General features: G+C 73.2%; 12 protein-coding genes. 6 read left to right on the top strand and 6 right to left on the bottom strand.

Annotated features, from left to right (window positions below; genetic code table 11):
* The first annotated feature begins 13 nt into the window (after positions 1-13).
* Positions 14-1,930, top strand: a complete 1,917-nt coding sequence (locus tag ACIPPS_RS21105) for a serine/threonine-protein kinase (protein WP_401434151.1) — start codon at positions 14-16, stop codon at positions 1,928-1,930.
* 150 nt (positions 1,931-2,080) lie between these two features.
* Here the strand turns inward: ACIPPS_RS21105 and ACIPPS_RS21100 are convergent, their stop codons facing one another.
* Positions 2,081-3,367 carry an adenylosuccinate synthase gene (locus ACIPPS_RS21100; RefSeq protein ID WP_401434149.1) on the bottom strand — a complete coding sequence of 429 codons (1,287 nt, stop codon included), beginning with the start codon at positions 3,365-3,367 and terminating at the stop codon, positions 2,081-2,083.
* A gap of 142 nt (positions 3,368-3,509) precedes the next feature.
* Between ACIPPS_RS21100 and ACIPPS_RS21095 the strand changes: the two genes are divergently transcribed.
* The 3 genes from ACIPPS_RS21095 (at position 3,510) to ACIPPS_RS21085 (ending at position 5,236) form a co-directional block, all read left to right on the top strand.
* Positions 3,510-4,316: a diacylglycerol kinase gene (locus ACIPPS_RS21095; protein ID WP_401434147.1), complete on the top strand. Its 807-nt coding sequence runs from the start codon at positions 3,510-3,512 to the stop codon at positions 4,314-4,316.
* 102 nt (positions 4,317-4,418) lie between these two features.
* Complete coding sequence (locus ACIPPS_RS21090; protein WP_401434144.1) at positions 4,419-4,916, top strand: DUF2975 domain-containing protein; 498 nt, start codon at positions 4,419-4,421, stop codon at positions 4,914-4,916.
* Positions 4,916-5,236 (top strand): helix-turn-helix domain-containing protein, encoded by a 321-nt coding sequence (locus ACIPPS_RS21085; RefSeq protein WP_401434142.1) that lies wholly within the window; start codon positions 4,916-4,918, stop codon positions 5,234-5,236. Before ACIPPS_RS21090 ends, ACIPPS_RS21085 begins: the two co-directional genes overlap by 1 nt.
* Here the strand turns inward: ACIPPS_RS21085 and ACIPPS_RS21080 are convergent.
* Positions 5,233-5,742 carry a GbsR/MarR family transcriptional regulator gene (locus ACIPPS_RS21080; protein WP_401434139.1) on the bottom strand — a complete coding sequence of 170 codons (510 nt, stop codon included), beginning with the start codon at positions 5,740-5,742 and terminating at the stop codon, positions 5,233-5,235. The genes ACIPPS_RS21085 and ACIPPS_RS21080 overlap by 4 nt on opposite strands.
* A 62-nt stretch (positions 5,743-5,804) precedes the next feature.
* On the opposite strand from ACIPPS_RS21080, the gene ACIPPS_RS21075 reads away from it, so the two are divergent.
* Both ACIPPS_RS21075 and ACIPPS_RS21070 read left to right on the top strand, forming a co-directional pair.
* Positions 5,805-6,701, top strand: a complete 897-nt coding sequence (locus ACIPPS_RS21075) for an ATP-binding cassette domain-containing protein (RefSeq protein WP_401434136.1) — start codon at positions 5,805-5,807, stop codon at positions 6,699-6,701.
* On the top strand, positions 6,698-8,281 hold the full coding sequence (locus ACIPPS_RS21070; RefSeq protein ID WP_401434133.1) for an ABC transporter permease: 1,584 nt from the start codon (positions 6,698-6,700) through the stop codon (positions 8,279-8,281). The genes ACIPPS_RS21075 and ACIPPS_RS21070 overlap by 4 nt, the downstream gene beginning before the upstream one ends.
* A gap of 149 nt (positions 8,282-8,430) precedes the next feature.
* Here the strand turns inward: ACIPPS_RS21070 and ACIPPS_RS21065 are convergent, their stop codons facing one another.
* The 4 genes from ACIPPS_RS21065 to ACIPPS_RS21050 form a co-directional block, all read right to left on the bottom strand.
* The gene (locus ACIPPS_RS21065) at positions 8,431-9,648 is read right to left on the bottom strand and encodes a cytochrome P450 (protein WP_401434130.1); all 1,218 of its coding nucleotides are present in this window, start codon (positions 9,646-9,648) and stop codon (positions 8,431-8,433) included.
* A gap of 10 nt (positions 9,649-9,658) precedes the next feature.
* The gene (locus ACIPPS_RS21060; RefSeq protein WP_401434659.1) at positions 9,659-10,288 is read right to left on the bottom strand and encodes a response regulator; all 630 of its coding nucleotides are present in this window, start codon (positions 10,286-10,288) and stop codon (positions 9,659-9,661) included.
* A 26-nt stretch (positions 10,289-10,314) separates the two neighbouring features.
* The gene (locus tag ACIPPS_RS21055) at positions 10,315-11,634 is read right to left on the bottom strand and encodes a sensor histidine kinase (protein WP_401434127.1); all 1,320 of its coding nucleotides are present in this window, start codon (positions 11,632-11,634) and stop codon (positions 10,315-10,317) included.
* A 136-nt stretch (positions 11,635-11,770) separates the two neighbouring features.
* Positions 11,771-12,640, bottom strand: coding sequence for an alpha/beta hydrolase family protein (locus ACIPPS_RS21050; RefSeq protein WP_401434125.1), 870 nt, complete (start codon positions 12,638-12,640; stop codon positions 11,771-11,773).
* Positions 12,641-12,698 lie beyond the last annotated feature (58 nt).

The following is a 12,698-nucleotide window of genomic DNA, read 5'->3' as shown; positions in this document are numbered from 1 at the left end:
CGTGGAGCCTTTGGTGGAGCCTTTGAACGCGGAAGACCCGGTCAGCATCGGCCCGTTCCGGCTGCTCGGGCGGCTGGGCGCCGGCGGGATGGGGCGGGTCTTCCTGGCCCGTTCGGCGGGCGGCCGGACGGTCGCGGTGAAGGTGGTGCACGCGGAGCTCGCGGCACAGGACGAGTTCCGGCGCAGATTCGCCCGCGAGGTCGCCGCCCTGGAGCAGGTCGGCGGCACGGGCACGACCCCGCTGCTCGGCTCGGACACGGCGGCCGAGGCGCCCTGGGTGGCCGTCGGCTACGTCCCCGGCCCCTCGCTGCGGGTCGTGGTGGGCGAGGAGTTCGGGCCGCTGCCGCCCACGACGGTGCGCTCGCTGGCCGCCGGGCTCGCCCGCGCGCTCACCCATGTGCATGACGCCGGGCTCGTCCACCGCGACCTGAAGCCCTCGAACGTCCTGCTGACCGTGGACGGACCGCGCCTCATCGACTTCGGCATCGCGCGCGCCGTGGAGACCGTCACCGACGGCGGACTGACCAGCACCGGCGCGCTGGTCGGGTCGCCCGGCTTCATGTCCCCCGAGCAGGTGCGCGGCGAGAAGCTGACGGCCGCGTCCGACCTCTTCTGCCTGGGTTCGCTGCTCGTCTACGCGGCGACCGGCCGCTCCCCCTTCGGTACGGCGGACAGCGGCGTCCACGCCACGATGTTCCGCATCGCGCACGACGATCCGGACCTGACGGACCTCCCGGCCGAGCTGAGCGGGCTGGTCCGGGCCTGCCTCGCCAAGGACCCGGCCCGCCGCCCCTCGGCCGCCGAGCTGGCCGAGACGGTCACGGTGACCGACCCCTGGCTCCCGGCGGACGTCCTGGCCCGGCTCGGTCGCCACGCGGCCCGGCTCCTGGAGGCGGAGACCGCGCCGACGGCGGCGGGGTCGCGCTCGGCGTCCGGGCCGCGCTCGGGGTCCGGGCCGCGCTCGGGGTCCGGGCCCCGCTCGGCGTCGGGGCCCGCGGACCCCACCCCCGTACCGGGACCGAGGCCGCGCCGCCGCCCCACCCGCCGTACCGGCCTGGTCGCCGCCGCGACCGCCCTCGTGGTGGCGGCGGCCGCCGGCCTCACGTACACCTTCTGGCCGGAGCCGGGCACCGGAGGCGACGGGAAGAACCGGGCAGGGGGCGCGACCGGGAGCGTCTCGGCCCGCCCGGCGGGGATCGTGCCCGCCGCCTTCCTGGGCGCCTGGGAGGGCGTGCTGCGCGGCTCCGCCGACAGCCCCAGGGACGCGGCGCGGATCGAGATCAGCCAGGGCGCGGCGGGCACGAAGGCCGCGGTCTACACCCGTACGTCGGAGGAGCAGATGTGCATGGGCCGCTCACGGCTCGTCTCCGCCGACGAGGACAAGGTGGTCCTCGGCGAGTCCGACGTGACCACGAGCGTCCCCTCCCAGCGGTGCACCCCGCTCGCCCACCAGACACTCACCCTGCGCTCCCCCGATGTCCTGGAGTGGTCCTCGGGCGCGGCGAAGGCCACCTTCCGCAAGGCGCGCTCGGGCACGGCGATCGTGCCGGAGGCGTTCGTCGGGTCCTGGAAGATGGAGAACGACCCGCTGATCTACGGCGACAACGCCGACCGCTACACCGACGAGGTCACCATCTCGCAGGGCCCCATCGGCGCCCCGGTCGTCCGCATCCAGCGTGGCTTCCCGCGCCTGGACGACGAGGGCGCCGTCACCCCGGACTCGGTCACCTGCACCTTCACGGCCCTGCTCGCCGCCGCGGGCGCCCCGCTCGTCATCGCCCCGGGCACCGCCGACCCGGACCTGTCGGACCCGGACTGCGAGCGCGTCGGCACCGGCAGCTACCTGGAGATCGACCGCTTCAAGGGCCGCGAACGGCTGCTCCTGCACCCGATGCTGGACGGCGAACCGGGCGAGTACTACCGGCGCTGACCTGACCGGGACCGGACCGGGACCGGACCGGGACCGGACCGGGGCCGGGGCGGGGCGCGCGTCGGCGGGGCCCGGAACGCCGGAGGGCCCGCGCCCCGGGTGCGGGGTGCGGGCCCTCCTGCGCGGTGGTCGCCGCGGGGGTCGTACGGCCTACTTGAGGAACGAGTTGATCTCGATCGTCTCCGTGCGGCCCGGGCCCACGCCGATCGCGGAGATCGGGGCGCCCGACATCTCCTCCAGGGCCTTCACGTACGCCTGCGCGTTCTTCGGCAGGTCGGCGAAGGTCTGGGCCTTGGTGATGTCCTCGGACCAGCCCGGCAGCATCTCGTAGATCGGCTTCGCGTGGTGGAAGTCGGTCTGCGAGTACGGCAGCTCCTCGACGCGCTTGCCGTCGATCTCGTACGCGACGCAGACCGGGATCTGCTCCCAGCCCGTCAGCACGTCGAGCTTGGTGAGGAAGAAGTCCGTCAGGCCGTTGACCCGGGTCGCGTACCGCGCGATGACCGCGTCGAACCACCCGCAGCGACGGTCACGGCCGGTGGTGACACCGCGCTCGCCACCGATGCGCCGCAGCGCCTCGCCGTCCGCGTCGAAGAGCTCCGTCGGGAACGGGCCGGCGCCGACACGGGTCGTGTACGCCTTGAGGATGCCGATGACCCGGCTGATCTTCGTCGGGCCCACACCGGCGCCGGTGCAGGCGCCGCCGGCGGTCGGGTTCGAGGAGGTGACGAAGGGGTACGTGCCGTGGTCGACGTCCAGGAGCGTGCCCTGGCCGCCCTCGAAGAGCACGACCTTGTCGTCGTCCAGCGCCTGGTTCAGGATCAGGGTGGTGTCGGCGACGTACGGCTTGATCTGCTCCGCGTACTGGAGCATCTCCTCGACGATCTGGGCGGCGTCGATCGCGCGGCGGTTGTAGAGCTTGGCGAGCAGCTGGTTCTTGCCCTCCAGCGCCGCCTCCACCTTCTGGTTGAGGATCGACTCGTCGTACAGGTCCTGGACCCGGATACCGACGCGGTTGATCTTGTCGGCGTAGGTCGGGCCGATGCCGCGTCCCGTGGTGCCGATCTTGCGCTTACCGAGGAACCGTTCCGTCACCTTGTCGAGGGTGACGTTGTACGGAGTGATCAGATGCGCGTTACCGCTGATCAGGAGCTTGGACGTGTCAACGCCTCGCTCGTTCAGTCCGCTCAGCTCGGAGAGCAGGACCGCCGGGTCGACGACGACTCCGTTCCCGATCACCGGGGTGCACCCCGGGGAGAGGATTCCGGAAGGGAGAAGATGCAGCGCGTACTTCTGGTCGCCGACGACGACGGTGTGGCCGGCGTTGTTGCCGCCCTGGTAACGCACTACATAGTCAACGGATCCACCGAGGAGATCGGTGGCCTTTCCCTTGCCCTCGTCACCCCACTGAGCACCGAGCAGCACAAGTGCGGGCACAGGCGTACACCCCTTCCGGGTGGGGCATGTCCAAGGTCAGGGGCCGAGGCCGCCTCACCGGTGTGCCCCGGAATAGACGAAGCCCCTGGCGCAATAGCGCAAGGGGCTCTTGCACAAAGATGCTACCCGAGGAAGGACCGAGGTGTCGGCTCACGACCAGCTGCTGGTGGTCATCGACCCGGTCGCCCGCCGAAGTGACGGCGAGTCCGTACGGATCGCGAAAGATGTGTTGTGTGCGGGGGCAGAGGCGAAGATCTGCCTTCCGGACAACCCGGAGGAGTTCTCCCGGGCCCTTGCCCGGCGCGGCTCGCGGCGCCTGGTGGTGGTCGGGGACGACCGTGCGCTGCTACGCACGGTGACCCTGCTGCACCGGGAGCGTGAGCTCGCGGACGGGGAGCTGTCGCTCGTGCCGATCGGGGCGCAGGGCTCGCTGGAAGTGGCGTACGCGCTCGGCGTGCCGCGCGGCACGGTGCCGGCCGCGCGGGCGGTGCTCGACGGGGTGGCGCGCCGCCTCGACCTGCTCGTCGACGACAGCGACGGGGTGGTGCTCGGCGATCTGCGCATTCCGGCCGGGCGGAGCCCGGCGGTGCGCGCGGTGGAGCCGCCGTCGGTCTGGGGGACCTGCCGGTCCCTGGTCCGCACCCTGGTCCGGCCGGCCCCGACGCAGGCCGTGCCGCGCGTCCACCGGCTGCGGGTGGAGGCGGACGGCGTGCTGCTCAGCGACATCGGGGCGCCGGTCGAGGGCGTGCGCGTACGGTCCCTGGCCGGCCTGGCCGCGATCACGGTCCAGCCCCTGTCCGCACCTCCCGTCCACGCCGACGCCCGCATCCTGACGGTCTCGGGTCCGGACTTCCGCTACCGCGCGGACGCGGTGGTGTCGGGCCCGGTGCGGCGGCGGACGTGGACGGTGCGGGAGGAGGCGTGGCGGCTGACGCTGCCGAGGGCGTAGGGGAGGGGCTGAGGGGGTGGCGGTGCCGCCTGGGCGCCCACCACTTGCCTTGCCTATCGTTTTTCAATAGATTCCCATCGGGACTCGATCGAAGGAGCCACGATGGGAAGACTGACGGTGTTCGCCCTGCGCGCCGTGCTCATGACGCTGTTCGCCGGCTCGGCGTGCGTCCAGGTGCTGGTGGTGGCGCAGACGGCGTTGGACGCGGATGACTCCGGCGGCGAGCTCTCGGACCTGCGCGTCCCGCTCCTCCTGATCTTCGTGCTGGGGATCGTCGCCGCCCAGGTCGTCCTGGTCTGCGTCTGGCGACTGCTCACGATGGTGCGGCGCGGGACGGTCTTCTCCCTCGCGGCCTTCCGGTACGTGGACGTCATGACCGGCGCGTTCACGGCCGCCGCCCTGCTGGTGTTCGCCCTCGGCATCCTGCTGGCGCCCGGCGAGGCCGTGGCACCGGGAGTCGTCCTGATCCTGGGCGGGATCGGCCTGGCGACCCTGGGGGTCGCGCTGATCGTGCTCGTGCTGCGCGCACTGCTCGCCCAGGCGGTCGCGCGCGAGGTCGAGGCGACGGCGCTGCGGGCCGAGCTGGACGAGGTGATCTGATGCCGATCACCGTCGACATCGACGTGATGATGGCCCGGCGGAAGATGTCCGTGGGCGAACTCGCGGAACGCGTCGGGATCACCCCGGCCAACCTGGCGGTGCTCAAGAACGGCCGCGCGAAGGCGGTGCGCTTCACGACGCTCGCGGCCCTGTGCGAGGTCCTGGGGTGCCAGCCGGGGGACCTGCTGCGGTGGGAGCCGGGGGAGGAAGCCCACGAGGACGGCATGGAGGACACACCCGCTGTTTCGGCCTCCGCCGAGGCCTCGCAGGCCCCCCAGGCCCCCCGTGGCTCCCAGGGCTCCCAGGGCTCCCAGGGCTAGGACCTGCCGCTGTCGCCCCGGGTCGCCGCCTTGTGCTCGCGCCAGCGGTCCAGGAGGCTCAGCATCTCCTTCTGGAGGAACTCGAAGAACTCGGCCGTCTCCACCGTCCGGCGGCCCGCCGCCGTGTCCGGGCCGAGGATCTCGGAGCCGTCCCGGAGCACCTTCTCCCAACGGGTCAGGATCGCGTCCCGGCGGGTGAGCGACTCGTACCAGACCTCGTTGTGCAGGACGTACCGGTCGCGGCGCGAGCCCGGGTCGCGTTCGCGGCTGACCATGCCGACCTGACTGAGGTAGCGGATCGCGCCGGAGACGGCCGCCGGGCTGATCCGCAGCTGGTCGGCGAGTTCCGCCGAGGTCATGGACGCGCTCTCGGAGGCGAGCAGGGCCGCGAAGACCCTGGACGCCATGCGCTGCATGCCCGCCTCGGTGAGTTCGGCGGCGAAGCGCTCCACGAATCGGGACACCGCCGCATCCTCGCCCGCGCCGGTCGTCGTCATCTCGCTCATCCCCCGACTTTATACGCTTCCTTAACTTCACAAGTTTGTGAAAGTCGCGTACGTTCAGAATCATGACGAAGGCAATCACGGTGGCCGGGCTGCACAAGGCGTTCGGCCGCACCCAGGCGCTCGACGGCCTCGACCTCGCCGTCGAGAGCGGTGAGGTCCACGGCTTCCTGGGACCCAACGGCTCGGGCAAGTCCACCACCATCCGGGTCCTCCTCGGGCTGCTGCGCGCCGACTCCGGAGCCGCCCAGCTCCTCGGCCGGGACCCGTGGCGCGACGCCGTCGAGCTGCACCGCCGTATCGCGTACGTCCCCGGCGACGTGACGCTCTGGCGCAACCTCTCCGGCGGCGAGGTCATCGACCTCTACGGCCGGCTGCGCGGCGGACTCGACACGGCCCGGCGGGCCGATCTGATCGAGCGGTTCGAGCTCGACCCGACGAAGAAGGGCCGGACCTACTCCAAGGGCAACCGCCAGAAGGTCGCCCTCGTCGCCGCCTTCGCCTCCGACGTCGACCTGCTGATCCTGGACGAACCGACCAGCGGACTCGACCCGCTGATGGAGGAGGTCTTCCAGCGCTGCGTGGCGGAGGAGCGCGAGCGCGGGCGGACGATCCTGCTGTCCTCGCACATCCTGAGCGAGGTCGAGACCCTCTGCGACCGGGTGAGCATCATCCGCAAGGGGCGGACGGTGGAGAGCGGTTCGCTGGCGGAGCTGCGCCACCTCACCCGTACGAGCGTCACCGCCGAACTCTCCGGCGCACCGGGCGGACTCGCCCACCTCCCCGGCGTCCACGACCTGGACGTGCGGGGGCACCGGGTCAGGCTCCAGGTCGAGACGGACAAGCTCGACGCGGTGCTGCGCTCGCTGGCGGAGTCGGGGGTGCGCTCGCTGACGAGCACCCCGCCCACGCTGGAGGAGCTCTTCCTGCGGCACTACGCGCGGGAGGTGGCGGCGCGATGAGCACGCTCACCGTGCAGTTGACGGGTACGGGCACGCTGACGCGGCTCGCGCTGCGCCGCGACCGGCTGATGACGCCGCTGTGGGTCCTCGTCACCGGCGGCCTGGTCGCCGGTGGGGTCGGCACGCTGGAGGGGCTGTACGGGACGGCGGCGCAGCGGGCGGAGCTGGCCGTGTCGATGACCGCCAACAGCTCGATGCGCTCGCTGTACGGGCCGGTGTTCAGCGACTCGCTCGGCGGCCTGGTGGCCTGGCGCTTCGGCACGTTCGCCGCGACGCTGGCCGCCGTGATGAGCCTGATCATCGTCGTACGGCACACGCGGGAAGAGGAGGAGACGGGCCGTCAGGAGCTGCTCTCCTCCGCGGTGGTGGGCCGGCGCGCGCCGCTGACGGCGGCGCTGCTGGCGGCGCTGGCCGCCAACGCGGGGGTCGCGCTCATCGTCGTGGCGGGGCTCTGGGGGCAGGGCCTCGGCGGCGCGCTGGCGCTCGGTCTCGCCGTCGGCGGCACGGGGATGTTCTTCGCGGCGACGGCGGCGATCGTGGCGCAGCTGACGGAGAGCGCGCGGCTGGCGAAGGGGCTGACGGCGGGGGTGCTGGGGCTCGCCTTCGCGCTGCGGGCGGCGGGGGACGCGGGCGGCTCCGCCGGCTCGTCGGCGCTGACCTGGCTCTCGCCGGTCGGCTGGGCGGAGAACGTCCGGGCGTTCGGCGGGGAGCGGTGGTGGGTGGTGCTGCTGATCGCGGGGGCGGTCCTCGCGCAGGCGGCGGTGGCGTACGGGCTGGCCGGCCGGCGGGACGTGGGCATGAGCTTCCTGCCGGCGCGGCCCGGCCCCGCGGAGGGGGCGCTCGGGACGGCGGGGGCGCTGGCGTGGCGGTTGCAGCGGGGGGCGGTGCTCGGCTGGTCCCTCGGCTTCCTCCTGGGCGGTCTCGTCTTCGGCGGGATGGTGGAGGGGGCGGCGGACCTCGTCGGCGACAACGAGCAGGCGCGGGAGATCTTCGAGCGGATGGGCGGGCAGAGCGGTCTGACCGACGCGTTCCTGGCGACGATGATCGGGATGTTCGGGATGCTCGCGGCGCTGTTCGCGGTCGGGGCGGTGCTGCGGCCGCACGGCGAGGAGCTCTCGCAGCGGGCGGAACCGGTCCTGGCGAACGCGGTGGGGCGGGTGCGCTGGGCCGCGGGTCACCTGCTGATCGCCTTCGCGGGCGCGGCGCTGATCATGGTGCTGGCGGGGCTCGGCCTGTACGTCTCGTACGGTCGGGACCTGGGCCCCGTCCTGGGCGCCTCGCTGGCCCAGCTGCCGGCGATCTGGACACTGGCCGGGCTGACGGTCCTCCTGTGGGGCGCGTTCCCGAGGGCGGCGGTGGCCGGGTGGGGCGTGGCGGGGCTGTGCCTGGCGCTCGGCTGGATCGGCCCCGCGCTCGACCTGCCCCAGGCGGTCCTGGACCTCTCCCCCTACGGCCACCTCCCGAAGCTCCCGGGCGCCGCGATGACATGGGCCCCGGCGCTGACCCTGATGGCCCTGGCGGCGACTCTGACCACGGCGGGCCTCTGGCGCCTCGGGCGGCGGGACCTGATCACGTCGTGACGGGAGCGCGCCTCGGGGGCGCATTTCGGGGCGCACCTCGGGGGCGCACCTCGGGGGCGCGCCTCTGGGGCGCACCTCGGGAGCGCACCTCGGGGGCGCACCTCGGGAGGGCACCTCCGGGGCGCACCTCGGGGTGCACCGGGCGGGGGTCAGGTGTGGACCAGGAGCTCCGGGACGCCCCGGATGACGTAGCCCGGGTTCCATCGCGGCTCCGCCGCCAGGCGCAGGCCCGGGGCCCTGGCCAGGAGCTCTCCGAAGAGGGTCGTCAGTTCGAGGCGGGCGAGCGGGGCGCCCAGGCAGTAGTGGATGCCCGCGCCGAAGGTGATGTGCGGGTTGTCCGTGCGGGTGAGGTCCAGGGCGTCCGGGTCCGGGAAGCGGGCCGGGTCCCGGTTGGCCGAGCCGAAGAGGAGCGCCACCTCGGAGCCGCGGGGGATGACCACGCCGCCGATCTCGATGTCGTCCAGGACCCACCGCTCGAACATCTGCAGCGGAGTGTCGTAGCGCAGAACTTCTTCCACAGCTGTGGACAACATCTCGGGCGACCCCGACGCCCGCAGCGCCGCCAGCTCCTCCGGGTGGCGCAGCAGCGTCCACCAGCCGTTCACGGTCGTGTTCACCGTCGCCTCGTGGCCCGCGTTCAGCAGAAGCACGCACGTGGAGACCATCTCCTGCTCGGTGAGCCCCTCGACGCCCACCAGGGCCGAGATCAGGTCCTCCCCCGGGTCCGCACGCCTCCGCCCGATCAGCTCCCGCAGGTAAGCGGAGAAGTCCAGCGACGCCCGCACCGCCCGCCGCGCCGTCTCCTCCGAGGGGTTCAGCTCGAACATGCCGCAGATGTCGGCCGACCACGGCCGCAGCATCCGCCGCTCCTCGTCCTCCTCCGGCACCCCGAGCATCTCCGCGATCACCGCCACCGGCAGCGGCTCCGCCACGTCCGCCAGCAGGTCGCCGCCGCCCCGCGCCACCAGGCCGTCGACCAGTTCCGCCGCCAGCCTCCGTACCGTCGGCGCCAGCCGCTCCACCGTGCGCGGCGTGAACGCCTTCGACACCAGGCGGCGGATCCGGGTGTGGTCCACCGCCTCCAGGTCGAGCAGACCGTGGTCGTTCAGCGTGTGGAAGGGCTCGTGCGCCGCCGGCGGGGCCGTACGGCCGAACTCCTCGTGCGTGAAGCGATGCGTGTACGTACGCCCCAGGCGCCGGTCCCGCAGCAGCGCCGACACGTCCTCGTAGTGCGGGATCAGCCACTGCCGGGTCGGCCCGAACCAGTGCGCGCGGCCCGCCGCCCGCAGCGCGGCGTAGGCGGGGTACGGGTCCGCGACGAACGAGGGCGACCAGGGGTCGAAGGGTGCGTCGAAGGAGGCGTCCATGGACGGGAACCTACCCGCCCACCTGGACCAGTCTCGCCTCGTACGCGAACACCGCCGCCTGCGTCCTGTCCCGCAGCCCCAGCTTCACCAGGATCCGGCTCACGTGCGTCTTGATCGTCGACTCGGCCACCACCAGATGGTCCGCGATCTCCGCGTTCGACAGCCCCTGCGCGATCAGCACCAGGACCTCCGTCTCCCGCTCCGTCAACTCCCCGACCTGCGACAACGCCGGTACCTTCGGCGACTCCGCCGCCCGCGCGAACTCCGTGATCAGCCGTTTCGTCACCGTCGGCGCGAGCAGTGCCTCGCCGGCCGCCACCACCCGGACGCCGTCGGCCAGCTGCCGTGCCGACGCGTCCTTCAGCAGAAAGCCCGACGCCCCGGCGCGCAGCGCCTGGTACACGTACTCGTCGAGGTCGAACGTCGTCAGGACCAGCACCTTGGCGTCCGCGTCCGCCGCCACGATCTCGCGCGTCGCGTCGATGCCGTTCAGCTCCGGCATCCGGATGTCCATCAGGACCACGTCCGGGCGCAGGGCCGCGACCTGGGCGATCGCCTCCCGGCCGTTGACGGCCTCTCCGACCACCTCGATGTCCGGCATCGCGCCGAGCAGCACCGAGAAACCCTCGCGGACCATCATCTGGTCGTCGACGATCAGCACCCGGATCACTGGTCCGCCACCTCCTCACGGACCACGGGGACGAACGCCGTGACCTCGAAGCCGCCGTCCTCCGTCGGCTCCGCCGTCATCTCGCCGTTCAGCATCGTCACCCGCTCGCGCATCCCCGTGAGGCCGTGCCCCGCCCCCGGGGACGGTTTGACCAGGCCGCGCGCCGGACCGTTGACGATCCGCAGGCCGATGCCGCCGAGGACGTAGCTGACCTCCACCTTCGCCCCCGCGCCCGGCGCGTGCCGCAGCACGTTGGACAGCGCCTCCTGGATGATCCGGTACGCCGAGAGCTCCACGCCCTGCGGCAGCTCCCGGACCGCGCCCGTGACCGTCTTCTCGACGTCGAGACCGGCCTCGCGGACGTTCGCGACCAGCCCTTCGAGATCGGCGAGGGTGGGCTGCGGGGCGTCCGGGGCCTCGTAGTCCTCCGCCCGGACGACACCGAGGACGCGCCGCAGCTCGGTCAGGGCGGCGACCGCGTTCTCGCGGATGGTGACGAAGGCCTGCTCCAGCTCCGGCGGCGGGTTCTCGACCCGGTAGGGCGCGGCCTCGGCCTGGATGGCGACCACCGACATGTGGTGGGCGACGACGTCGTGCAGCTCGCGGGCGATGGTGGTGCGCTCTTCGAGGAGGGTCCGCCGGGAGCGTTCCACGGCGGTCACGGTCTGCTGTGCGGTGACCTCCCGGGTGGCCTGGCTCCGGATCTGGACGACGGTCACGACCAGCAGCGCGAGCGCGGACGGGAAGAGGACGCCGAAGGCCTCGGGTTCGGTGCTGTTCGCGAAGAAGCCGGTGGCGAGGAAGGCGTACGCGGCGGAGACCGCCCACATCCACGCCGCCGTACGGGGCCGGGTGCGGGCGGCCACGACCGTCAGGACCACCACGTGGGCGAAGCCCGAGGTCGGGCCCCAGGGCCAGCCGTCCCCGGACGAGCCGAGGACCGTGACGAAGGGGGTGAGGGCCAGCGAGGCCCAGAACGCGAGGACCGGGCGGACCAGGGTCAGCAGCACGACCAGGGCGGGCAGCCCCGCGAAGGCGAGGACGATCAGCCCGTTGCCGGACGCGATGCCCGTCCCCACCGCGAAGAGGAAGAACGCGATGGTGACCACGAGCGCGTGCGGGGTCCAGCGGGCCTTGGTGCGTATCCGCGCCGGGAGCCGCCGGATCACCGGGCCGTCGAGCCCCAGTGGCGGCAGCGGCCGATAGGCGAAGGCGCCCTGGAAGAGGTCCTGGCGCAGCCCGCCGAGCGCGCCCTGGACCAGGCGGAACTCGGGGGCGCGGCTTGTCTCGGGGATCTGGGTCCGGGTCTCTGTCACGCCGGCAACGGTACGGGGGCGGCCCGGACCCGGTCGTCCCCATGGAAGCGGATCCTTCCCTGTCCGTCTTGAGGAGGACGGGGGACGACGGTGGGCGCCGGGGGCGCCGATGTGGGGGCGGGGGGCGGGCGCACGCTCACCACGCCAGCTGGGCGATCTCCTCCGCCACCACCGCGCACGCGTCCGCCGCCGGGTCGATCAGGGGGAAGTGGCCGACGTCCGGGAGGAGCGTGAGGCCGACCGTCTCGCCCGCCTTCGCCGCCGCCTCCACATAGGCGTCGGCGACCGCCTGCGGGACGACGACGTCGTCGCGCCCCTGGACGACCACCGTCGCGATCCCGGTCGGCAGCAGCAGGGCCGGGTCCGCGTGCCGGGCCCGTACGTCGAACTCTCCCTCGCCGCCCAGGAGTTCGGTCACCGCTCCACCGCACACGCCCAGCTCCACGGCCCGGTCGAAATGCGCGATCGGAGCCAGCGCCACCACCCCGCGCAGCGCGGGCGGCACGGGCAGGTGCCAGGGCGCGTCGGAGGCCAGGACGTGCCGGGCGGCCGCCCACAGGGCGAGGTGGCCGCCTGCGGAGTGGCCGGTGAGCACGATCCGGCGCGCGTCCGCCTGCGGCAGGTGCGCGGCGGCCAGCGCCGGTACGGCGTCCAGCGCGGCGGCCACGTCGTGGAAGGTCTCCGGCCAGCGGCCGGCCACCGGTCCCGTACCGCCCTGCCGGGGGAGGGCGCCGCCGCGCCGGTACTCGACGTTGGCGACGGCGAATCCCCGGCGCGCCAGATAGTCCACGAACGGGGTCAGATGCCGCCGGTCGTACGGCGCCCGCCAGGCACCGCCGTGCAGCGCGACGACGAGCGGCGCCCGCTGACGGCCGTCGCGCGGCGCGTAGAAGTCGACGACCTGGTCGGGGTGTTCGCCGTACGCGGCGGACGCGTCCGGGGCGACGGCCGGATGCGAGAACGCCGACGCTTCTTCGGCGGCGTCGCGCGCGGCGGGGTCGGGCATGCTGTTCCAACCTCTCGGGGACGGGGCCGAATTGGCCTGACCTGCGGGGACCGTATCA

It is taken from the genome of Streptomyces sp. NPDC090127 (assembly GCF_044746945.1).
Lineage (GTDB): Bacteria > Actinomycetota > Actinomycetes > Streptomycetales > Streptomycetaceae > Streptomyces.
The sequence above is the reverse complement of the archived record's forward strand: the minus strand, read 5'-3'. Positions and strand labels throughout refer to the sequence as shown.

Coding starts and splice junctions, on each gene's coding strand:
- ACIPPS_RS21090 (WP_401434144.1), top strand. CDS start 4,419: ATGGGAAGACTGACGGTGTTCGCCCTGCGCGCCGTGCTCATGACGCTG.
- ACIPPS_RS21085 (WP_401434142.1), top strand. CDS start 4,916: ATGCCGATCACCGTCGACATCGACGTGATGATGGCCCGGCGGAAGATG.
- ACIPPS_RS21080 (WP_401434139.1), bottom strand. CDS start 5,742: ATGAGCGAGATGACGACGACCGGCGCGGGCGAGGATGCGGCGGTGTCC.
- ACIPPS_RS21075 (WP_401434136.1), top strand. CDS start 5,805: ATGACGAAGGCAATCACGGTGGCCGGGCTGCACAAGGCGTTCGGCCGC.
- ACIPPS_RS21070 (WP_401434133.1), top strand. CDS start 6,698: ATGAGCACGCTCACCGTGCAGTTGACGGGTACGGGCACGCTGACGCGG.
- ACIPPS_RS21065 (WP_401434130.1), bottom strand. CDS start 9,648: ATGGACGCCTCCTTCGACGCACCCTTCGACCCCTGGTCGCCCTCGTTC.
- ACIPPS_RS21060 (WP_401434659.1), bottom strand. CDS start 10,288: ATGATGGTCCGCGAGGGTTTCTCGGTGCTGCTCGGCGCGATGCCGGAC.
- ACIPPS_RS21050 (WP_401434125.1), bottom strand. CDS start 12,640: ATGCCCGACCCCGCCGCGCGCGACGCCGCCGAAGAAGCGTCGGCGTTC.